The organism is Salipiger abyssi (assembly GCF_001975705.1).
Classification (GTDB): Bacteria; Pseudomonadota; Alphaproteobacteria; order Rhodobacterales; family Rhodobacteraceae; genus Salipiger; species Salipiger abyssi.
In genome coordinates this window covers 67,506-89,865 of record NZ_CP015090.1, presented here as the reverse complement: position 1 = coordinate 89,865, position 22,360 = coordinate 67,506, and the positions used below count along the sequence as shown (strand labels likewise).

21 protein-coding genes are annotated in these 22,360 nt (G+C 66.1%); 6 read left to right on the top strand and 15 right to left on the bottom strand.

Translation table 11 applies throughout. The features are described 5' to 3' along the window. Positions 1-79: 79 nt before the first annotated feature. From Ga0080574_RS01080 to cehH, 10 genes are all read right to left on the bottom strand, one after another. Positions 80-439, bottom strand: a complete 360-nt coding sequence (locus Ga0080574_RS01080) for a nuclear transport factor 2 family protein (RefSeq protein WP_198039714.1) — start codon at positions 437-439, stop codon at positions 80-82. Between the two features lie 23 nt (positions 440-462). Next, on the bottom strand, positions 463-924 hold the full coding sequence (locus Ga0080574_RS01075) for a cupin domain-containing protein (protein WP_076694310.1): 462 nt from the start codon (positions 922-924) through the stop codon (positions 463-465). Positions 925-960: 36 nt separating this feature from the next. Beyond that, positions 961-1,848, bottom strand: coding sequence for a VOC family protein (locus tag Ga0080574_RS01070; protein WP_076694308.1), 888 nt, complete (start codon positions 1,846-1,848; stop codon positions 961-963). Positions 1,849-1,860: 12 nt separating this feature from the next. Then, on the bottom strand, positions 1,861-2,739 hold the full coding sequence (locus Ga0080574_RS01065) for a fumarylacetoacetate hydrolase family protein (RefSeq protein ID WP_076694306.1): 879 nt from the start codon (positions 2,737-2,739) through the stop codon (positions 1,861-1,863). After that, entirely contained in the window at positions 2,732-3,643 is a 912-nt protein-coding gene (locus Ga0080574_RS01060) for an NAD(P)-dependent oxidoreductase (RefSeq protein WP_076694304.1), read from the bottom strand. The genes Ga0080574_RS01065 and Ga0080574_RS01060 overlap by 8 nt, the downstream gene beginning before the upstream one ends. Positions 3,644-3,994: 351 nt before the next feature. After that, entirely contained in the window at positions 3,995-4,822 is an 828-nt protein-coding gene (locus Ga0080574_RS26380) for a universal stress protein (protein ID WP_076694302.1), read from the bottom strand. 18 nt (positions 4,823-4,840) lie between these two features. Then, complete coding sequence (locus Ga0080574_RS01050) at positions 4,841-6,760, bottom strand: TRAP transporter permease (RefSeq protein WP_076694300.1); 1,920 nt, start codon at positions 6,758-6,760, stop codon at positions 4,841-4,843. Positions 6,761-6,843: 83 nt separating this feature from the next. Beyond that, positions 6,844-7,812 carry a TAXI family TRAP transporter solute-binding subunit gene (locus Ga0080574_RS01045; protein ID WP_076694298.1) on the bottom strand — a complete coding sequence of 323 codons (969 nt, stop codon included), beginning with the start codon at positions 7,810-7,812 and terminating at the stop codon, positions 6,844-6,846. A gap of 28 nt (positions 7,813-7,840) precedes the next feature. After that, positions 7,841-9,451, bottom strand: a complete 1,611-nt coding sequence (gene cehG, locus Ga0080574_RS01040) for a salicylyl--CoA ligase (protein ID WP_076694557.1) — start codon at positions 9,449-9,451, stop codon at positions 7,841-7,843. A 114-nt stretch (positions 9,452-9,565) separates the two neighbouring features. Then, a complete protein-coding gene (gene cehH, locus Ga0080574_RS01035) occupies positions 9,566-10,708 on the bottom strand; it encodes a salicylyl-CoA hydroxylase (RefSeq protein WP_076694296.1) in 1,143 nt (380 codons plus the stop codon). A gap of 89 nt (positions 10,709-10,797) precedes the next feature. Between cehH and Ga0080574_RS01030 the strand changes: the two genes are divergently transcribed. Both Ga0080574_RS01030 and Ga0080574_RS01025 read left to right on the top strand, forming a co-directional pair. Further along, entirely contained in the window at positions 10,798-11,202 is a 405-nt protein-coding gene (locus tag Ga0080574_RS01030) for an acyl-CoA thioesterase (RefSeq protein WP_076694294.1), read from the top strand. Continuing rightward, positions 11,199-11,978 carry an IclR family transcriptional regulator gene (locus Ga0080574_RS01025; protein WP_076694292.1) on the top strand — a complete coding sequence of 260 codons (780 nt, stop codon included), beginning with the start codon at positions 11,199-11,201 and terminating at the stop codon, positions 11,976-11,978. Before Ga0080574_RS01030 ends, Ga0080574_RS01025 begins: the two co-directional genes overlap by 4 nt. Before the next feature lie 4 nt (positions 11,979-11,982). On the opposite strand, the gene scpB is transcribed toward Ga0080574_RS01025, so the two are convergent. From scpB to repA, 5 genes are all read right to left on the bottom strand, one after another. Next, on the bottom strand, positions 11,983-12,585 hold the full coding sequence (scpB, locus tag Ga0080574_RS01020) for an SMC-Scp complex subunit ScpB (RefSeq protein WP_076694290.1): 603 nt from the start codon (positions 12,583-12,585) through the stop codon (positions 11,983-11,985). Positions 12,586-12,587: 2 nt separating this feature from the next. Then, positions 12,588-13,478, bottom strand: coding sequence for a DUF1403 family protein (locus Ga0080574_RS01015; protein ID WP_076694288.1), 891 nt, complete (start codon positions 13,476-13,478; stop codon positions 12,588-12,590). A 160-nt stretch (positions 13,479-13,638) separates the two neighbouring features. Then, entirely contained in the window at positions 13,639-14,868 is a 1,230-nt protein-coding gene (repC, locus tag Ga0080574_RS01010; protein WP_076694286.1) for a plasmid replication protein RepC, read from the bottom strand. A gap of 178 nt (positions 14,869-15,046) precedes the next feature. Continuing rightward, a complete protein-coding gene (gene repB / locus Ga0080574_RS01005) occupies positions 15,047-16,054 on the bottom strand; it encodes a plasmid partitioning protein RepB (RefSeq protein WP_076694284.1) in 1,008 nt (335 codons plus the stop codon). Next, entirely contained in the window at positions 16,051-17,265 is a 1,215-nt protein-coding gene (gene repA, locus Ga0080574_RS01000) for a plasmid partitioning protein RepA (RefSeq protein WP_076694282.1), read from the bottom strand. The genes repB and repA overlap by 4 nt, the downstream gene beginning before the upstream one ends. A gap of 427 nt (positions 17,266-17,692) precedes the next feature. Between repA and Ga0080574_RS00995 the strand changes: the two genes are divergently transcribed. From Ga0080574_RS00995 to Ga0080574_RS00980, 4 genes are all read left to right on the top strand, one after another. Then, complete coding sequence (locus Ga0080574_RS00995) at positions 17,693-18,730, top strand: NAD(P)-dependent alcohol dehydrogenase (protein WP_076694280.1); 1,038 nt, start codon at positions 17,693-17,695, stop codon at positions 18,728-18,730. Positions 18,731-18,735: 5 nt separating this feature from the next. Then, a complete protein-coding gene (gene xylB, locus Ga0080574_RS00990; protein ID WP_076694278.1) occupies positions 18,736-20,187 on the top strand; it encodes a xylulokinase in 1,452 nt (483 codons plus the stop codon). A gap of 249 nt (positions 20,188-20,436) precedes the next feature. Next, on the top strand, positions 20,437-21,321 hold the full coding sequence (locus Ga0080574_RS00985) for an AraC family transcriptional regulator (RefSeq protein WP_076694276.1): 885 nt from the start codon (positions 20,437-20,439) through the stop codon (positions 21,319-21,321). A gap of 98 nt (positions 21,322-21,419) precedes the next feature. Further along, a complete protein-coding gene (locus Ga0080574_RS00980; protein ID WP_076694274.1) occupies positions 21,420-22,334 on the top strand; it encodes an ABC transporter substrate-binding protein in 915 nt (304 codons plus the stop codon). Positions 22,335-22,360 lie beyond the last annotated feature (26 nt).

Below are 22,360 nucleotides of genomic sequence, written 5' to 3'. Positions count from 1 at the left end.
CGGGGCGCTCGAACAACGCCCCGGCCTTGTGGGTCAGGTTTTCCCCATCCCCGGCCCGCAGCGCGGGCCGGGCACATACTCACGCAAAGACCGGGTTCACATCCATATAGATGCGGTAATCGGCGATCTTGCCGTCCCGGCAGGTCCAGATATTGGCGCAGGGCAAGGTGATCGACTGGCCGTCCTTGCGGTCATAGGTCACCCCCAGCTTCACGATCACCGTATCGCCGCTTTCCCAGACATCCTGGATGTCGTGGCTGATCCCGTCGATTCCGGCAAAGAAATCGCTCACCGCCTGCGCCGCCGCCTCCCGGCCCACCGCCGCCGGGAAATTGCCGAAGGTGAACGAGCCGTCCTCCGTCAGCAGTTCCGCAAAGGCCTCGGGCTTCATCGCGTCGACCCGGCCAAAGACCGCCTCCGCCAGCTCTTTTCCCGTCATGATCTCTCCTCCCTCTCTCATGATCACTCCGGCAACTGCGGCGGCGTCAGAAACTCCACCCGGTTGCGCCCGCAGACCTCCACGACCTTGTCGAACTCCTCGGGCGCAAGCCCCACGAGACCCTCGAACATCTCGACGTAGCGGCTCTCGGGTTTCATCGCGAGGGTGAAGAGAATCCGCGCCGTCTTGTCGCCGGTGATGCGAAAGCCGTGGACCTTGCCGCGCGGCATATAGACGTGATCGCCCTCGCCCACGTCGAACACATCCTCGCCGAGCTGAAAGCGCAGCGAGCCTTCCAGCACATAGATATACTCGTCTTCATTGTGGTGGATGTGCAGCGGCACGCCGCCGCCCGGCGGCGCCACCTGGATAAAGGTCAGCAACTCGCCCTCCGGCTCGTTGACGATCTTCCAGACGAGATCCATCCCCATAAAGGAAATGACCTCCCCCGCATCCGCCGCGATATACTCTTTCGGTGCCGACATATGCTCCTCCTGTGCTCTGGTGTCGGTTTGGCCGTGTCAGTCCAGAAAGCCCTCCGGCGGGGGCGTGCCCCACATATTGGCGCCGAGCTGGATATCCTCCCAGACCTTGCCGCTCTTTTGCGGAAACTCCTGGTGGTAGGGGCGCGGATCGTAGCAATCCAGCGCCTCGTTCACCCGGTCCAGCTCGCAGAACAGCTCGATGATCTGCCCGTCGGCATTGCGGTGATAGGTCGAGATATTGTGCCCGATCCCATGCCGCACCGGCCCCCAGACCAGCGGAATGCGGTCCTGCGCCAGCCAGTCGCAGGCGTCGCGGATATGGGTCCAGTCGCGCAGCTCAAAAGCGATGTGGTGCATCTTGGTCTTCTGCCCCTGCACCAGATTGATGGTGTGGTGATCCGGGCCGCAGCGCAGGAAGGCAAAGAAATCGCCCATCCAGTCGCTGACCTTGAAGCCCAGAACCTCGCAGTAGAATTTCACCGTCGATTGCACATCGGTGCAGTTATAGGCCACATGGCCCAGCTTGTTCGGCACGATGCCCTGCGGCTGAAACCCGATATTGGCGGGCTCGGCCGAGACGAAGGCCTCGATATTGGTGCCCTTGTCGTCGCTGAACACCAGCGCCTCGGAAATCGAGGGCTGCGGATCGGACTGGCGCTTGGTGGTCAGCCCGTGGCTCTCGATCTGCCTGGCATAGTCACCAAGATCGGTGCCCGGCGGCAGTTGAAAGCCCAGCGTGTCGCAGCGCGCCTCCGTCCCCTTGCGCAGCACCACCGTGTGGTGATCTGCACTGGCCGACAGATAGGCGCTGTCACCATCGCGGGCGACCAGCGTCAGGCCCATGATCTTGGTGTAGTGCTCGATCTGCGCTTCCAGATCGGGGGTTTCAAAGACCGCATAGACGATACGGTTGACGGTGATCATGATCTGTCCTCCTCAGACGAATGTGTTTTCCAGCGTGCCCAGCCCCTCGACGGTCACGCGCGTGACATCGCCGGGCTTGAGGAATTCCTGCGGATCGCGGCCAAACCCCACCCCCGCCGGGGTGCCGGTGGCGATGATGTCGCCGGGCTCCAGCGTCATCATCCCGGCCAGATGCCGCAGGATATCGGCGACGCTGAAAATCATCCGCCCGGTATTGGATTTCTGCTTCACCACGCCGTTGACGGTCAGTTCGATATCGAGATCGCCGGGGTCGGCCACATAGCGCGCGGGCGTGATCCAGGGGCCCGTGGGCTGGAACTTGTCCCAGGATTTCTGCATCACCCAGTCGATGCCGACAAAGGGCCGGTTGTGGATCCAGTCGCGCGCCGAAAGGTCGTTCAGCACGGTATAGCCCGCCACCGCCTCCAGCGGATCGCCCTTGTCCGAGGGGCCGTAGCGGCGGCCCATGACGATGCCCAGCTCAGCCTCCCAGTCGTACATCTTCGCACCTTCGGGCAGCGGAATCTCTTCGCGATGCGCGGCGAGGCAGGTCTGCGGGCGCATGAAGCCGTAGGGAAACTCCGGCAGGTGGGTGACCTTCATCTCTTCGAGATGGTCGTGGTAATTGGTGCCGATGCAGACCAGCTTGCGCGGGTTGGCGATGGGCGTCTCAAAAGCCAGCGTCTCCGGGTCGCGCCCGTCACCGCTTATACTCTCGCAGGCGGCGGCAATCTCGGCCTCATGGCGCGGCCAGTCGGCAAAGACCGCCTCCAGCGTCGCCGGCGCCCCCTCGCCCAGCACCGAGGCCAGCGTATGCGCCTTGCCGTTCACCAGCACAACCGGCGTCGCGGCGCCCTCGATCCGCGCCGTTCCCAGCTTGTAGTCACTCATCGTTTTTTCCTTTTTTGTCATCTCCGGGAACGGGCAGCCCCGCCGCCGAGGCGACGGCGGCGTAAAGCGAGGCGACATCGGTGTCGCCATAGCCTGCGGTGATGGCACGGTCGTAGAGCGGCACGGCGCTCGACAGCACCGGCATCGGGCAATCCGCATCGGCGCCCGCCGTCTCGATCAGGTGCAGGTCCTTGGCCAGCATCGCGGTCGAGCCCAGCACGGTGTTCCAGTCGCCACTGGCCATCCGGCCCGCGCGGGCCTGGAATTGCAGCGACGTGCCCGCGCCGCCGCGCAGCGCCTCGATCAGCCGTGTCTGGTCGAGCCCCATCTTGGCGCCAAAGGCCAGCGTCTCGGCGATGCCGGCGAGGTTGATGCCGACCAGCAGGTTGGCGCAGAGCTTGGCCTTCATCGCGGCGCCGAAACCGCCCATGTAAAACAGGCTCTCGGTCAGCGACTCCAGCACCGGGCGCGCCGTCTCGAACGCCGCCTCGTCACCGCTGAGCAGGAATATCGCGCTGCGCGCCTCGACCATCGGGGGCAGCCCGCTGATCGCGCCGTCTAGCAGCACCCCGCCCTTCGCCTCGATCAGCGCCGCCTCGCGCGCCTTGGCCTCTTCGGAAAGGGTGGAGAGCTCCACCACGATCTTCCCGGTGCAGTCGCCGCCGGCAATCCCATCGGGGCCGGAGATCACCTCGGCCAGCGCGTCGTCAGAAGGGATGCAGCACAGAATGATATCCGTCTGCTCCGCCACGTCGCGCGGCGAGTCCGCCATCTTGCCGCCAAGCGCGAGGAAATCCTCGCCCGCGCCGCGCCGGTAACCCAGCACCTCATGTCCGTGTGCGATCAGGGTCTTGGTCATCGGCAATCCCATATTGCCGAGACCGATCAGTCCAACCTTGCTCATGCCACTCCTCCTCCGGGCAGGCGTCGTTGTCGCGGGCGGCACATGGCGCGCCCTATGTCGGCACATCCCGGGCCGCCCTCCCCTGCGGATGCCGGAATGCCGCGCCGCAGGATCTGCGGCGGCTTGAGCCGATTATTGGAAATTATTTATAATTTCCAAATTATGGGTAACACCCGAAATCTGGAGCTGTCAACAAAGATACCGAAGAATCTGGACCGATTGTTCCAAATTATCGTGTGGCCGGGGAAACCCGCTCAAAACGGCTCTTTTCCACCCCCGAAACCCAAAGCGCGGCGCCCTCTTTGCCGAGGCGCCGCGCATCTGGTTCACAAGCAGGAGACCGCCGGCCTCTCAGTGCGACATCAGCACCGGCACGCGCGCATTGCGCAGCACCTCATGGGTGACCCCGCCGAACATGTCCTGCGAGAACTTGCTGTGCTCATAAGCGCCCATCACGATCAGCTTCGCGCCGATCTCCTCCGCCGTGGCCTCGATAAGCTGCGCAATGCTCTGATGCTTCGGGCGCTTGTGCAGATGCAGCGCCTCGACATCGTGGCGTTGCAGATGCGTCACGATCCCCCCACCGGGCGGCGGCGAACCGGGCGCGGCGCCCACGGTCAGCACGGTGACCCGGCGGCGGTCGGTCTCGAAAATCGCCATCGCGTCGTTGAGCGCCCGGGCCGCCGAGCGCTTGCCGTCCCAGGCGACCAGCGCGTGATCGGCCAGACCCGGCGCGTTATAGCCATCCGGCACGATCAGCACCGGGCGCCCGCTGCGCAGCGCCAGCATGTCGGGGCTGGCGGCGCGGTGCTCTTCGTTGGGCAGATGCGACTGCGCGCCCGTCACCACCAGATCGTAGCTGCGCGCGATCTCGCTCGGCGGCAGCGCGCCCACCTCCCCCGGATCGAGAAACGCCACCCTATCCGACAGCCCGGCCAGCGCCGCCTCCTCATGGAAAAGCGCAATCGCCGCCTGCATGTCCTCGCTCTCGACCGTCTCCAGCTTTGCCCGCAGCTCTCCCGACAGCCCGGCCCCGTAACGGTCGATATAGGACGGACCGTTGCGGAACACGCCGGTCAGCCAGCCATCGTGCTGGCGGACAATCTTCAGCGCGTGGCGCAGACTGCTGAGAAAGGCGGCCTCGCCGCTATAGGCCAGAAGGATGTTCCGGAATGCCATATGCGTCTCTCCCCCGCCTCAATGCCCGTTCTCGGGATGCGGCGCGCGCGCCAGCTCGGCCCGGCCCAGCCGCCAGAGCAGCGCCAGCGCCACGAACCCCGCCGCGTTGATCCACAGCGTCCTGTCGCCGCCCACCCCCGGCGGCAGCAGCAGCGCCACACCGGCAAGCCCGGTCAGCACCCGGCGCAGCGCCCCGGTCGGCCCGTGCAGCCAGCCCACGAACGCCGCCGAGATCGCATAGACCCCCAGCACCGCCGTCACCACCGCCAGCGCGATCTCCATCGGCTCGCCGATCAGCAAGAGCGCCGGCGAGAAGACGAAAAGGAAGGGTACGATATAGGCGGTCCAGCCAAAGCGCATGGATTCCCAGGCGGTGGCCATGGGCGGCGCCTTGGCGATGGCGGCGGCAAAGAACGCGCCGATGCCGATGGGCGGCGTCACCATGGACATCATCCCGAGGTAGAAGATGAAGAGATGGGCTGCGATAGGCTCGACTCCCGACTGCACCAGCGAGGGCGCGATCAGCACCGCCAGCAGCAGGTAGACCCCCACCGTCGGCATGCCCATGCCCAGCACCAGGCAGACCACGGCAGAGATCAGCAGCAGCGTCAGCAGGCTGCCCTTGCCCAGCCCCACCAGCGCGAAGGTGGCGGCAAAACCCAGGCCCGTGACGTTCAGCACGCCGATGATGAACCCCGCCGCCGCCGAGATCATGATGATATCGACAATGGAAAAGCCGGTCTCCTGCGCCGCATTCCAGAGCTCGCGCGGCTTCATCCGGGTGGCGCCGTAGCCGGTGGTGAGCCCGATCCCCAGCGCCATCGCCCCGCCCCAGAGCGCGGCGGTCTCCGCGCGCTGGTTGAACCAGAAGAGCGCCGCGACAATAGCCGCGAAAGGCAGGATAAAGACCCAACCCTTGCCCAGAACGGCGCGCGTCGCCGGGATGTCCTCGGTATCCAGCGGACGGATCTGCTGCTTCGCCGCCTGAAGATCGGCCTGCGCAAAAAGCGCCACGTAATAGAGTAGCGCCGGCACGATGGCGGCCACCACGATCTCGGAATAGGGCTTTTGCAGGATATCGGCCATCAGGAAGGCCACCGCCCCCATCACCGGCGGCGCGATCTGCCCGCCGGTCGAGGCCACGGCCTCCACCGCGGCGGCGGTGGTACGGCGAAAGCCCGACTGCACCATGAGTCGGATCGTCACCACGCCGGTGGCGACGATATTCGACACCACCACGCCCGAAATCGAGCCGAAAAGCCCCGAGGCCACGATCGAGATCTTGGCCGCCCCGCCGCGCTGCCGGCCCATTGTGGCCATGGCGATATCGTTGAAGAACTCCGCCCCGCCCGAGCGCAGCAGGAGCTGGCCAAAGAGCACGAAGGCCACCACCACCGTAGCCGCCACGTTCAGCGTCAGCCCCAGCAGCCCGTTGGGATCGAAGGCGAGATAGACCGCCATGCGCTCCGGCGCGACCTGGCGGGTTTGCAGCACGCCGGGCACCAGATGCCCGATCAGCCCGTAGCCGACGATGACCGCGACCACGATGACCAGCGTCCAGCCCACCGTGCGCCGCAGCCCCTCCAGCACCAGCAGGAACAGCGCGGCCCCGGTGATCAGCGCGTCGGCGGGCAGGCTCATGGCGCGCGACACGAGGCCGGGATAGGCCAGGGCCACGTAAAGCCCCAGCCCGAGCCCCGCCAGCGCCAGCAGCCAGTCGAGCGGCGCGCCGGAACGGTCCTGCTTGCGGGCGGGTTTGGTCAGGAACACCAGCGCGAGGCTGAGACCCAGCACCAGCGCGAGGAACTGTTCGGTGTAATAGGAATAGCCCAGCCGCGAGGGCAGATCGGCGGCCTGAAACACGGTCAGAACCGTGAGCAGGCCCGCAAGGATCCCGACGATCAGCGGTTTGGATTCGGTGCCGGTCTGATGGTCCACGAAAGCGCCTCCTTGTGCTGGAAGAGAGCCGGAAAAGGCAGGGCACGCGCGCGCCCTGCCCCGGATCGGTCACGCAAGCCGGATCAGCCGGCGGGCGACATCTCAATGCCGCGCGCCTCGAAGAACGCCTTGGCGCCGGGGTGATACTCGACCCCCGGATAGGCCTTGTAGGCAGTGTCGAGATTCAGCGCACGCAGCGGCGGATAGGCCTCGCCGATGGCGTCCTTCTGATCGAAGACCACGGTCAGAAGCTGCTCGATCTTCTCGTCCGGCACATGCGCGCCGGCGAGCAGCACATTGTCCCAGGTGACGAACTGCATCGGCTCGGCCACGCCCACGCGCACCGGCGCCGGGGTCACTTCGGTGAAGTAGAAGGCCGGGCGCACCTCCTGGATCCTGGCCAGCGTCTCGTCATTGGCCTCGACGCTCAGATAGCGCACGCCGCCGACCGAAGCGTCGACCTCGGCCACCTTGGGGCCGCCCACCGCGAAAAACGCGCTGTCGACCCGGCCCGAGGCCATGTCGTCGGAGCCCCGGATCAGTTCCGGCACCGGCACCTGTTTCACATCGTCCCAGCTCAGCCCCCCGGCGGCGAGGATGGCCGAGATATGCGAGCGCGCGATGGGGAAGGCATCCCAGCCCGAGGGCACGCTCCTGCCCTTGAGATCCGCCACCGCCGTCATGCCGGAGCTTTCCTTGACATAGAGCCCGACCGGGAACGGGTTGATCCGCGCCACCACCCGCAGGTTCGGCATCGCCATGCGGTATTCGCCCGAGCCCTCCACGGCGGTGATCACGTCGTTCACATCGTTGAGCGAAAACTCTGCAAGCTGGTCGTTCACCGCCTGCATCATCTGCGCATTGCCGCCATAGGGCTGCACCACCAGCGCCATGGCGCCGCTGTCGCGTGCCTCGCCGGCGATCACCGTGGCCATGGTGTTCCAGACCGAACCCTGCGGCGGGGTCGAGAAGGACATGACCTGCGCCTGCACACTCGCGCCGAACCCCGCGACAAAGGCCGTGGCCAGGCAGATGCTCCTGAAGATCCTCATTGCGTTTCCTCCCTTTTCAATCCTGCGCTCAGCCCGCGACCAGCGCCTGACGGTCGATCTTGCCGGTGCCGGTCTTGGGCAGCTCGGCCACGTATTCGAACAGCCTTGGCGATTTGAACGGCGTGAGCTGCGTCTTGACGTAATCGCGCAGTTTCAGTGTCTGTTCGTCGCTCGCCGCCACGCCCGCGACGAGGCTCACGATGGCCCGCAGCGCCATGCGCTTGTCGGCAAGCTGCACCGCCAGCACCGCGCATTCGTGCACATCCGGGTGCTCGTTCAGGCAGCGCTCGACCTCCAGCGGCCAGACCCATTGCCCGGAGACCTTGATCAGATCGTCCGCGCGGCCCTGGAAGTAGTAGAACCCGTCGCGCTCGATGAAACGGTCGCCGGTATAGATCCAGTCGCCGCGCATGGTCTCGGCGGTCTTGTCCGGGCGGTTCCAGTAGGTCGGCGCCGAGGAATGCCCGCGCACGAACATCACCCCCTCCTCGCCCGGCTCGGCCGGCACACCGTCCGGCGTCTCCAGCCGCACCTCATAGCCCGGCACCCGCGCCCCCGCCGCCCCGATCCGGTGATCGTCGAGCGCGTTCGACAGATACACATGCAGCAGCTCGGTCGAGCCCAGCCCCTCGGTCGGCCCGTGGCCCACCAGCTCTTTCCAGGTGTTGTAGACATCTTCCGACAGGATCTCGGCGGCGGACATGGACTGGCGCAGCGAGCTCAGATCATGCGCCTCCAGCGCGGCACTGCGCGCCAGCGCCGTGTAGAGCGTCGGCAGGCCGAACAGCACCGTCGGGCGATAGATCTCGATGGCCCCCAGCACCACGTCGGGGCGCGGCTGGCCCGGCATGAACAGCGTCGTCGCCCCGGTGCAAAACGGAAAGACCAGCGAATTGCCGAACCCGTAGGCGAAATAGGCCTTGGGCACGGAATAGCAGATATCGTCCTCGCGCAGCTTGAGGATATGGTCGCCGAAACTCTGCTGGATATAGGCCATGTCGTGATGCAGATGCACGATGCCCTTGGGCCGCCCGGTGGAGCCCGAGGAATACATCCAGAACGCCATGTCGTCGGGGCCGGTATCGGCGGCTTCCAGCTCGGTCCCGTGGCCGTCGAGGAAGGTCGCCGCCCCGATCCGGCCCGGCCCGGTCACATCGCCATTGGTGACCACGATGCTCTCCAGCTTCGTGTCCTTCAGCGTGTCGCCGGAAAAGATCGCCGACAGCTCCGCATCGACCACCGCATAGCGCGCCTCGGTATCCTGAAGGAAATATTGCAGCACATCCGGGCGGGTCTGGATATTGAGCAGAACCGGCACGAACCCTGCCCGAACCGCACCAAAGAAGGCCGCCGCGAAGGCCGGCGTGTCGTCGAGGAAAAACGCGATCCGCTCGCCGCGCGCCAGCCCGGCATCGGCAAAGGCATTGCCCCAGCGCGCCGCCTCGGCGATCAGCTCCGCATAGCTCATATGCCCAAGCGGGCCGATCACGGCGGTCTTGTCGGGGTTCCGGCTCAGGTTCTGCCAGAGGATTTCGGACCCGTTCCGGTGATCGGCCTTCACATAGCCGATCTCGTCCGCGCCGGGGGTGCGCTCGGCGACGGGGTCGGGGATGGCGCCGGTCGCATGTGTGCTGGTCATATCCGTCATCTGGTCTCCGTGACGTCGGCAAACGGGGGCCGTGGGGCGCCCGCCAGAGGCGCCCTGCCCCTCTCGTTGCAGGGGTTGAGAGAACCGGGGGCCGCGCCCCCGCGTTCAGCCGTGAACGGCGCTGTAGGCTTCGTAATCGGCGGCGAATTTCGGCGCGATCTGATGCAGCCGCTCCGGCGTCATCCGGCCCGAGCGCATCAGGTAATCATGCGCGAAATCCATCGGCGCGAGCCGCAGCTTCTCGCCAAAGCTCTCGTACCAGGTGGCCGAGGTATTGGCGGCATCGACGATCTTGCGCGCCACCGGCGGGCGCTGCGCCTGATAGGCGGCGAGCGCCTCGTCGATATCGTCGTGATCCTTCAGCGCATGGATGAGCGCAATCGCGTCCTCCATGGCCAGCCGCGTGCCCGACCCGATGGAGAAATGCGCCGTATGCACCGCATCGCCCAAGAGCACGTTGCGCCCGGCGATCCAGCTTTCGCACCAGAGCCGCGGGAACTGCCGCCAGTTGGATTTGTTCATCACCAGATCGGTGCCCTTGAGCACATCGGCGAACAGCGTGCTGCACAGCTTGGCGCTTTCTTCCTCGCTCATCGCGTCAAAGCCAAAGGCCTTGTAGGTCGCATCCTCGCATTCGACGATGAAGGTGCTGCGATCCGGCGCAAAGCGGTAGTGATGCGCGTTGAGCGGGCCCTTGTCGGTCTCGATAAAGGTCTGGGTCAGCGTATCAAAGGGAATGGTCGCGCCGAACCAGGCAAAGTGGTTGTCGAAATACTCGATTTTCGGCCTGAACTGGTCTTCGAACGACTGGCGCATCAGCGAGTTCAGCCCGTCGGCGCCGATCACCAGATCCGCGTCGAATGCGTCGAGCGAGTCGATGCGGGTCTTGAAACGGATCTCGACACCCAGATCGCGGGCGCGGTCCTTGAGGATCTCGATCAGCTCCAGCCGCCCCACGGCGGTAAAGCCCACGCCGTCCAGCGTCACCTGCCCTTTCGGCAGGTTCAGCGTCATGTCCTGCCAGCGCTCCATATGCGGCACGATCAGGTCATGGGTCTCGGCATCGTCGGCTTTCAGGAAATCGAGCGCACGGTCGGAAAACACCACACCGAATCCAAAGGTCGCGCCTTCCGGATTCTGCTCGGTTACCCGCACTTTCACATGCGGCAGCAGCCGGCGGATCAGGATCGCGGTATAGAGCCCGCCGGGCCCTCCCCCCAGAATTTCGATGGTCGACAGCTGGGACATCCTTCCTCCCTCCCGAAGCTATGGACGTTGAGGAATGGATAGGATAAAATTCTAAATCGTGCAAACATTTTTATAATACGGAAAACTCCATGGCCCATCTGATGACCGTCGACGTGACTTTCGGAGATTGCGATCCCGCCGGTATCGTCTTTTATCCGAACATTTTTCGCTGGATGGATGCGGGTTTCCAAAAGCTGCTGCGCCCGCTCGGCGGACATCAGAAACTCTGCCGGGATCTCGACAGTCTCGGGCTCGGGCTCGCCGATGCGCAGGCGCAGTTCCGCAGCACGATTCGGGATGGCGACCTGCTGGAGCTGCATGTCTCGGTCGAGAAATGGTCGGCGCGCAGCGTGACCCTCGCCTATGAGGGCCGGGTCGGCGAGAGGCTGGCTTTCGAGGGCCGCGAAGTGCGCTGTCTTTTCATCCGCGGCAAGGACGGTATTGTCGCGGGTGACATGAACGCCTTTCGCGAGAGGTTGGAGAAAGCGGAATGACGGACGAGGTGGGCCACGGGCTGAAATCGCTGGACACGGCGCTAGGCGTGCTGGCCTTCATGGCGCGGCAGGACGGCCCGCTCACGCTCTCCGACATCGCGCGCGGCTGCGGCATGCCGCCGAGCAAGGTGCACCGCTATCTCGCCTCCTTCGTCACCGCCCGGCTGGTCCGGCAGGAGGGCCGCTCCGGGCGCTACGATCTCGGGCCGGAGGCGCTGCAACTCGGGCTCGCCGCCATCGGGCGGCACGATTTCGTCAACAGCTCTGCCGACGGGCTGCCGGATCTGGCGGCGCAGACGGGCATGACGGCGCTGCTCGCGGTCTGGGCCAATGACGGCGCCACGGTGGTGCGCTGGCAGCGCGGCCTCTCGCCCACGGTGACCTCGATCGGGCTGGGCACGACCCTGCCCCTGCTGACCTCCGCCACCGGACGGATCTTTCTCGCCTACGCCCCGCAGGCCGCGATCCGCCCCATGCGCGAGACCGAGCTGCGCCGCGCCGCGCGCCAGCCCGCGCTTTTGCCCGATGTACCGGCGAATTCCGCAGGGTTAGAGACGCTTCGCGACACGATCCGCGCGCAGGGATTTGCCTCGGTGGACAGCAATTTCATCCCCGGCCTCGTCGCCGCCGCCGCGCCCGTGCTCGACTGGCAGGGCGAGGCGCAGGCCGTCGTGACCATCTTCGGCGTCGACCCGGCAAACATTCTGCCGGACTCGCCCCAGGTCCGGGCGCTTCTGGACTATTGCGCCGCCTGTTCGGTGGTGCGCGCCGCCTGAGCCCTCAGCCACCGGCGGGCGCGGTCAGCCCGTCATCCTCCAGCCGCTCACGGTCGGGCAGATCGCTGAGGCTCTCCAGATCGAAGGCCACGAGGAACTGCTCGGTGGTCACAAAGGTATAAGGCGCGCCCCGGCGCGGGCTGCGCGGACCGGTGGCGATGAGCTTGCGCGCGTTCAGCCGCCCGATCAGGTCGCGCGCGATCTCCTTGCCGAAGATGTCCTTTAGCCCGTCGCGGGTGATCGGCTGGTGATAGGCGATGGCCGCCAGCACCGCGATGTCGAACTCGTTCAGGTCGAGCACCTGCTGCCCCACATCCGCCGCCGCCCGGATCGCCGGCGCATAGGCCGGACGGGTGCGCAGGATCCAGCCGCCGGTCACCGCCGCCACCGCAAAGGCGCGGCCCTCCAGATCGGCGGCAAGATCCTCGACCAGCAACTCGACGGAAGCGCCCTGCCCCACGACCCGCGCCAGATCCTCGCGCGGCACCGGCGACGCGCTGGCGAACAGCACCGCCTCGATACGCCGCATCCATTCGCGCCAGCGCAGCTCCGGCGGCAGATCGACAAGCTCGCGGTCGAGATCCGGTTCGGCGCGGTCCCCGGCCATGCTCACACCCCGTAGAGCCGAAAGGTCTCGCGCCCGGTCAGTTCACACACCGCCCCGAGCGCCACCAGCCGGTCGCAGAAACGCCGCGCCGCGCGGTCTGACATCAGATGTTTCAACCCTCCGGCGCTCAGCGCATCCCGGCTCAGGAACAGCGCCACCGCCTGCGCCGCCGGTTTCGCCCGCAACTTCGGCGCCACCGCCTCCAGCCGCGCGGCACGGCGGGCGAGATCCCCGGCGAGCCCCGCGATCTCCGGCACCGCTGCGACAGCCGCACGATGGCAGGCATGCCGCAGCTCGTCCCCGCTCTTGCGCAGATCCCGCCGGCTCAACCGCCCCGCCAGGAGCGGCACAAGATGATCCCACCCCAGCGCCCGCGACAGGGTCGCATCGGCCAGGATCAGGGCCGCGATCTCGTCCTGCGGCGCATCGGTCAGAACACGCTCCAGCACCATCGCCGTCCGCCGCATCGGAACGCCCTGTCCCGCATCGAGCCAGGTTGCGATCCGGTCGGCGGAATGGGCGGGCAATGCGCGGTGCAGCGCCTTGGCAGAGACCGGCCGCTCGACAGCACGCCGCCAGCTCAGGTAGATCTCACCCGCCGGGCCGGGGTGGTCTCCGGGTCGTAGCAGATGCAGGACGTCGCGCAGATCGGCGGCGCGTTCGGGGCGTCCACTTGAGGTCAGGCAGGCCTCTGCGGCGCTCAGGGCAAGGCGGTCGCGGAGAAGAGTGTGGGGGATGCCCGGACGGTTGAGGGCGTGGTGCAGATGGATCAGCGCTGCGCCCGACAAAAACGCCACATCTTCGGCATTTTCGGCAGATCTCCGGGTGACCCAGGTGGGCAGTCCGGGTAGGGTGTGAGAGCCTGTATCGGGATCTGAGTGGGTCTGGATCATCTCTTCAGCCTATTCGATGACGGCGCTTCATTCCACATTTTAGCACGAAAACCGCCCTCCCCTGAGGATTTTCGCCATGTCCGATAATGCGCGCATATCCAGGCGCGAACCGGACGTTCACAGCTGTGAACCGTTGCGAGTGTTCACAGCTGTGAAGATCTCAGGCCGCGCGTCGTGTGAGCGCGGCGAGCATCGGGCCGCTGGAAAATCTGCCTTCGGATGCCATTCGCGCCAGATGCCGCAGATAGGCTCCTGGTGAGCGGATCTCGGTGAACCGTTCAAGCATCGCCGCCAGCACGATGGCGGCCTGCTCGCGCCCCATCACACCTACCGCGTCTTCCCAGCAATCCGGCGAGATTCCGGCCATAGGATAGAGCCTCTCGGCCGCTGCGATCAGGTCCGGCCAGCCGCGAATGGGATCCGGGCTGTAGCTCTGCAATTCTCCGCAAACGGAGAGAACCATCCGTAAAGGCGGCGTACGGGTCTCTGGCAACGGCACGACAGTTGCCGAAGCGTTTGCGGATGCCTCGGCGACACCAAGCTCCTTGTTCTGCCCCGGTGTGGTGTTCGCCTTAGCGCTTTCACAGCCGTGTTCAGATTCAAAAGAGTCTTTTTCTGAACTCTGATGGTGCTGCTCAATCCGGTCGTCACTGCTGCTCAGATTCGGTGTTTTCACAAGCTCCAGCGCCTGCTGCGCGGTGGTCAATGCGTCGGTCAGAGTGGCCTGAATGGCCGTCAGCTTGTCCTCGTCGAGCTTGCGGCGCAGCGTCCGTGCGGTGAGCCGGGCGAGGTCGTCGAAGGCATCCCATGAAGCGGCGTCCGGATGTTCCATGGCGCCGAACTCGGCGAGGGCGGCGAGGTCGCGGCGCATCAGGCTGACGATCTCGCGCAGGTGCCGCAGGCGGTCGTTGCGGGCCTTCAGCCGCTCGGCGGCGTCCTGGAATTCGGCAAAGCGATGCGCGAGGGGCGTGAGGTCGAAGCCATAGGCGACCTTGGTTCCGGCGAGGCGGCGGGCGTAGCGCTTGCCGTTCGGGCTGTCGCGGCGCAGGAGGATGCCGGCGGCGACGAGATGGCCGAGATGGCGGCGCATGGTCGAGCAGGGCATGCCGTTCAGCCGCTCGCAGATCGAGGCGTTGGACGGGTAGACCACCGGGGCGCCGGCGCTCGGGTCGAGCCGGGTCTCGGGGTGAAAGCTGATGAGCGCCTGCAACACAGCGAGGTCGCGATCCGAGAGGCCGTAGATTTCGCGCGCGGCGGAAAGGCTGCGCAGGGCCTGCCACTTGTCGACGGCGGGGCAGGGGGTGGTTTCCGCGTCACGATGCCGGAGGCTCGCCTGCAATTGGCCAGCCTCCACCGGCCGCCCGAAAGGCGTGATGGGTCGATAGTCCATGAATTTATCACGAAGACAAAAAAATCCCGGTCCGCGAATCACTTTGGACTTGCGGGGAACGTTGCCGACCACTAGCTTGAGAGTGCGAAAAACAAGTCTGGGTCTCGTGAAGCGCCGTCTTTGCGGGACCTTTTCTTTTGCCTGTGCCGTGCCTCCTTTTTGGTTTTGCTGCTCTTCCTCAGTCTTCCGCCCGGGTTCTCCAGCGGGCGTGAAGCTCTTCGATCACCTCTTGTGCTTCGGCCTCGAGCCAGTCGGCAAAGCCGGGCTCGTCTAGGTCGATGGCGAGGCCCTTGGCGGTGCGTTTGACGCTGCCTGCCTTGCGGCCACCGATGGTGATCGGATGTTTTGCGGGCGCGGATTTGCCCGTGCTCTGCGCGGTGCTCCGGCGCGGGGCAGGGGAGGCGCTCACCGCTTTCAGCACTGCCTCGAACGCGGCGACGGAGACATCCTCGGGCACGGGCTCCTGCCGGACGAGGGCGGTTTCCGCCTCTGTGTGCACCCGCTCGGCCAGGGCGGCGAGTTCGGCGCGGTCGGCGCCGGTCTCGTCGATGGCGCGCGACAGGGCCTCCCAGCGCGGGCGCCCGATGCCATGCGCGGCGCCGATCGCCTCGATCAGCTCGCGCCCGACGCTGCCGGCGATGGCCATGGCCATGGAGACGGAGGATTTCGTCACCGTCAGCACCTCGGCCACGCGGGCCTGATTGCCGAAGCCCTGCTCTACCAGCTCCTGCGCAAAGAGCGCCTTTTCGATATAGGAGAGGTCGCGCCGGGCCATGTTCTCGGAGATCTGCGCCTGCATCGCGGCGCTGTCGTCGAGACTGGCCACCAGCGCACGGACCTTGGTCACACTGTCGGACTGGCGGATCGCCTCCAGCCGGCGGCGGCCATAGACCAGCAGGTAGCGGTCGGGCTCGCTCGGGTGGCGGCGCACCAGGATCGGCACGGTCTGGCCGTTCTGTTCGATGGCGTGGCGCAGGTCGATCACATCCGCCGGGTCGAGCCGGTCGCGCATGCGGTCGTCGTCGATGGCGCCGGGGTCGAGCTCCCAGACATGGTGATTGTCGACCGCGTTGCGCGCCGAGCGCAGGGCACGGTTGGTGGACATCATCGACGGCGCGGCGCTGCCCGATCCGGCGGCGGCGAGACTGTCGAGCATCGACATGCGTTTCTTGCGGCTATCGGTCATTTGCGTCCCCATGTCGCCTGAATCAGCGCGGCGATCTCATCGTTCACCGCATTCAGGCTTTCGATGGCGCGATCATAGGTGGACCGGGTGAAGGCTGAGCGCTCGACCTCGTAGAGTGTCTGTTTGGTCAGCCCGGCATCCGAGATCGCGGTGGATTTCAGCATCGGCGCGTTCAGCACCTTCTCGCCATACATGGTCCGGAGAAAGGCGACGATCCGGTTCTGAGGGGCGTCGGTGGGTTCATACCGCGTTAACAGATAGCGCATCCAGTCGTGTTTCATGTCGGCGCCGGATTCGGCGATCACGTCCATCAGGTCGGCGGTCATGCGCAGGAATTGCGACATCGACATCACGTCGAGCATCTCGGGGTGGATGGTCACCAGCACGCCGGTGGCGGCGGAGAGCGCCGACATGGTGAGAAAGCCGAGCTGCGGCGGGCAGTCGATCACCACGACGTCATAGTCGGAATCGACCTGGGACAGAGCCTCTTTCACCCGGAAAAAGAACAGCCCAGCATTGCCCTGCGCCAGTGCGCGCGGGGTGTCGTGCTCGAATTCCATCAGTTCGAGATTGCCGGGGATGAGATCGAGCCCGGGGATATAGGTCTTGCGGATGACGGTGGAGATCGGCGCCGGATCGTCATAGCGGATGGCGTCGTAGAGCGTGCCGCCGTCGAGCAGGTCGTATTCCGGCTGCACGCCGTGCAGCGCGGTGAGCGAGGCCTGCGGATCGAGGTCGATGGCCAGCACGCGGTAGCCGAGCAGCGCCAGCCGCTGCGCCAGATGCGCGGAGGTGGTGGTCTTGCCCGAGCCGCCCTTGAAGTTCATCACGCCGATGATCTGCATGCGGTCGATATATTTGCTGTCGCTGCCCTCGGGCGCGAGGCGCCGTCCGGGCAGGTAATCGCCGGGCTTGCGGGCGGTCTTTTCCAGCAGCACCCGCAGATCCACGAGATCCTGCACGGAATAGAGCCTGCGATTGCCCGGCGTCAGCTCGGGCGAGGGGCCGCGGCCTTCGAGATGCAGCTTGCGCAGGTAGCTGTCATTGACGCCGAGCATCGCCGCTGCCTCGCCGGAGGTGAACTTGCGCATGCTCTTGGAGGCATCGGGCGGAAACAGGCTCTCACCCTGCGCATGGAGCTGGGTGGCGAGCATTTCCGAATGCTCGCGTATAACCGTATTGAGGTCTTCCTGAACGAAGATATCTTCCATCTGTCTCTGCCGCCTCTTGCGCCTTGTGCAAGCGCCTGTCTTGTCGTTTCATGACGCCAAGATCCGGGGCCGGTGGCTGTGGCGCCACTTCGTGTTCACGGAAATTGGCGTGTTCGAACGCTTTTCCGTGACTATTGTCGGAATCGCCGGATTCGCGCAAGAGTTTTCCACAATATTCGATGGATAGGGCCGTTTGCGGGATGGCGGCGACGGCGGGGCCGTGTTCGAATCAGCACAGGTGCCTCTGGCCGCTTTCGGCGCGCGCCCCGGCATTTTCCGGGGTTTCGGGCGGTTTCGGGCCGGGGGTCGATACGATTTTTCCGCCGCAGTGCAAAATTTTCAGGTGCCGGCGGGTTTTCATTTACAAGCCCCGCGCGGCGCGACAGCACAGAGGGCACGAACGGACGATCCAAGGGAGGAACACTGCATGAAGGCGCTGGTTCTGGAGGAAAAGGGCAGGCTCGCCCTGCGGGAGTTCGACAGTCCCGGCACGCTCGGGCCGCGCGACGTGCGGATCAAGACCCATACGGTCGGTATCTGCGGCTCGGATGTGCATTATTACACCCATGGCAAGATCGGCCATTTCGTGGTGACCGAGCCGATGGTGCTGGGGCACGAGGCCTCGGGCACGGTGATCGAATGCGGCAGCGAGGTGAGCGGGCTGAAACCCGGCGACCGGGTCTGCATGGAGCCCGGCATTCCCGACCCGGACAGCCGCGCCAGCAAGCTGGGGATCTACAATGTCGATCCGGCGGTGCGCTTCTGGGCGACGCCGCCGGTGCATGGCTGCCTGACCCCCGAGGTGATCCACCCCGCCGCCTTTACCTACAAGCTGCCCGAGAGCGTCAGCTTTGCCGAGGGCGCCATGGTCGAGCCTTTCGCCATCGGCATGCAGGCGGCGCTGCGGGCGCGCATCCAGCCGGGCGATATCGCGGTGGTCACCGGCGCCGGCCCGATCGGCATGATGGTGGCGCTGGCGGCCCTCGCGGGCGGCTGCGCCAGGGTGATCGTCGCCGATCTCGCCCAGCCCAAGCTCGACATCATCGGCGCCTATGACGGCATCGAGACGGTGAATATCCGCGAGACGCCGGTGGCCGAGGCGGTGGCGGCGGCCACCGATGGCTGGGGCGCAGATGTGGTCTTTGAATGCTCCGGCGCAGCGCCGGCCATTCTCGGCATGCATGAACTGGCCCGGCCCGGCGGCGCGATCGTGCTGGTGGGCATGCCGGTCGATCCGGTGCCGGTGGATATCGTCGGGCTCCAGGCCAAGGAGCTGCGGGTCGAGACGGTGTTCCGCTACGCCAATGTCTATGACCGGGCGATTGCGCTCATGGCCTCGGGCAAGGTGGATCTGACACCGCTGATCTCGGGCACCGTGCCGTTCGAAGAGAGCATCGCTGGTTTCGACCGCGCGGTCGAGGCGCGCGACACCGATGTGAAGCTCCAGATCGCGATGCCGGAGTGAGCGCCATGTATCTCGGGATCGACATGGGCACCTCGGGCATCAAGGCGATGCTGGTGGACGAGCGGTTCGAGACGGTGGCGGTGGCGCATGCGGCGCTGGACGTGTCGCGCCCGCATTCGGGCTGGTCCGAACAGGCGCCCGCCGACTGGATCGCCGCCACCGAGACGGTGCTGGACAGCTTGCGCGCCTCGCACGGGGAGGCGCTGGCGACCCTTCGGGGCATCGGCCTTTCGGGGCATATGCACGGGGCGACGCTGCTCGATGCCTCGGACGCGGTGCTGCGGCCCTGCATCCTGTGGAATGACGGGCGCTCGGGCGCGCAATGCGAGACGCTGACCGCGCGGGCGGATTTCCACGGCATCGCCGGCAATCTGGTGATGGCGGGCTTTACCGCGCCCAAGCTGCTCTGGGTCGCCGAGAACGAGCCGGAGATCTTTGCGAAGACCGCCAAGGTGCTGCTGCCCAAGGATTACCTGCGGCTGTGGCTGACCGGCGAGCATGTCTCGGAGATGTCGGATGCCGCCGGCACGCTGTGGCTGGATACCGGCCGGCGCGACTGGTCGGATACGCTGCTGGAGGCCACCGGGCTGACGCGCGACCACATGCCAGCGCTGGTCGAGGGCTCGGACGTGTCGGGCCATCTGCGCAAGGATCTGGCCGAGCGCTGGGGTGTGGCGCAGGTGCCGGTTGCCGGCGGGGCAGGGGACAACGCCGCCACCGCCTGCGGCATGGGCGTGATGCGCCCCGGCACCGGGTTCCTGTCGCTGGGGACATCCGGCGTGCTGTTCGCGGCGAGCGACCGCTACCAGCCTAATACCGGCGACGCGGTGCACACGTTCTGCCACGCGGTGCCGGAGACCTGGCACCAGATGGGGGTGATCCTCTCGGCCTCGGATTCGATGAGCTGGCTGTCCGAGATCACCGGGCGCGGCGTGCCGGAGCTGGCGGCGCTGGTGCCCGAACGGGTCGAGGCGCCGGCGCGGGTGACCTTCCTGCCCTATCTTTCCGGCGAGCGCACGCCGCTGAACGATCCCGGCGCGGCGGGGGCCTTTGTCGGGCTGCGCCGCGACGTCGCCCTGCCCGAGATGGTGCAGGCGGTGATGGAGGGCGTGGCGATGGCCTTTGCCGACAGCGTGCGGGTGCTGCGCAAGGCGGGCACGCCGATCGAGGCGGCCTTTGCGGTGGGCGGCGGCGCGCGGTCGCGGGCCTGGCTCACCCTCTGCGCCAGCATCACCGGGCTGCGCCTGCTGGTGCCGAAGGACGGCGATTTCGGCGCCGCCTTCGGGGCGGCGAAGCTGGCGGCGGCTGCGGCCACGGGCGAGACGGGCGACGCGATCTTTGCGCAGCCGGAGGTGGGCGAGGAGATCCTGCCCGATACGGATCTGCGCGAGGCCTATGCGAAAAAGTATGACGCCTATATGCGCGGATATCCGGCAGTGAAATCGCTGGAATTCTGAGCGGCGGGCCGGGGATCCGGCGCTTACCGTCGCTTATACATGGGTCTTTCCGCTGCAACGCGGCGCGGAACGCTCCGCGCCGCGGCATGGTGTCCCGTGGCGCTTTGCAGATATCCGCGAATGACATGTCAAAAAAGTATCGGGCAAATTTCCGATCTGAGGTAGAGCGGCGCGGGCCGGAGCGTTACCGTCTCAGCACGCGACCGGCCCGGGTGGAGATCGGGCAGGGCGCGCGACGGAGGAGAGTGAATGCAACCCGATCTGGAACTCGTGCACATCCGCAAGGGCGAGAGCTTTGCCGCCTGGATGCACGGCTATCCGTTCCGGACCGTGCGCTGGCATTACCATCCCGAATACGAAATCCACCTCGTCGTGGACACGCATGGCACGTTTTATATCGGCGATCACATCGGCGCGTTCGGCCCCGGGCAACTGATCATGACCGGCCCGAACCTGCCGCAGAACTGGATTTCCGATATCGCGCCGGGCGAGGTCGTGCCCGAGCGCTCCTTTGTCATCCAGTTTCCCGAGGCGTTTATCGAAGATGCCGCCGCCGCGATGCCCGAGATGGAGGCGATCCGCCCGCTGCTCGACCGCAGCCATCGCGGGCTGCTCTTCGACGAGACGACGGCGGCGCAGATCAAGCCGCTGATGATGGAGCTTTTCGAAGCACAGGGCCTGCGCCGGCTGGCGCTGTTCTGGGAGATCCTCGACCTGCTGGCACGCGCGCCCGATCCGGAGGTGCTGGCGAGCCTGAGCTACGAGCTCGACCTCGAGTCCCTCAAGGAGAGCGGGGTCAACAAGGCCATCGCCTATCTGCGCGAGAACCTGACCGAGAATATCGACGAGAAAGACCTGGCGCAGATGGTCAACCAGAGCCCCAGCGCCTTTTCGCGGGCTTTCAAACGGCACACCGGCTCGACCCTGGTGCGCTACAAGAACCAGCTCAGGGTGGATCTGGCCTGCCAGATGCTCCTGACCCGTCCGGAGGCCAAGGTGGCCGAGATCTGCTATGATGTCGGCTTCTCCAACCTCTCCAATTTCAACCGTCATTTCGTGAGGCTGAAGGGCATGTCGCCCTCGCAGTTCCGGACGACCTTTGCGGCGAACGGGGTGTTCTCGGAGGCGGACTGAACCAGACGGATACCGGACGTACACGAATTCGGGCGGCGGGGTGCCGTCCGGACAGGGGCGGGCTTTGCCTGCCGCAGAAAACTTGGGAGGATACCCTGATGAAACATCTGCTCGGAGCCGCATCGGCGGCTGCACTCGCACTCTCGATGGCCGCGCCGGCCTCGGCCCAGGACGACGGGCTGAAGATCGGCATGACCTTCCAGGAGATGAACAACCCCTATTTCGTCTCGATGCAGGAGGCGCTGATGGGCGCCGCCGAGGATCTTGGCGCCGAGGTCGTGGTGACCGATGCGGGCCATGACGTGGCCAAGCAGATCTCGGATGTCGAGGACATGCTGACCCAGGGCATCGACATCCTGCTGCTGAACCCGACCGACAGCGCCGGCATCGAGGCCGCCGTGCACATGGCCAAGGCGCAGGACGTGATCGTCGTCGCGGTCGATGCCAATGCCAACGGCCCGGTCGACACCTTTGTCGGTTCCAAGAACCGCGACGCGGGCTATCAGTCCTGCAAGTATCTCGCCGACGAGCTGGGCGGCGAGGGCGAGGTCGCGATCCTCGACGGTATCCCGGTGGTGCCGATCCTTCAGCGCGTCGAGGGCTGCAAGGCGGCGTTCGACGAATACGAGGGCATCGAGCTGGTCGACACCCAGAACGGCCGTCAGGACCGCTCGGTCGCGCTTGGCGTGGTCGAGAACATGATCCAGTCGCACCAGAACCTCGCCGGCATCTTCTCGGTCAATGACGGCGGCGCCATGGGTGCGCTGGCGGCGATCCAGGGCTCGGGCCGCGACATCAAGCTGACCTCGGTCGACGGGGCGCCGGAAGCGGTGGAGGCCATCGCCGCGGGCGGGCCGTTCATCGAGACCACCGCGCAGTTCCCGCGCGATCAGGTGCGCGTCGGCCTCGCCATGGCGCTGGCGCAGAAATGGGGCGCACGCGTGGTGCCCGCCGAGGTGCCGATCGACGTGCGCGTGGTCGATGCCGAGAATGCCGCCGATTTCAGCTGGTAAACCCGACACCGCCACCCCCGCCCGGC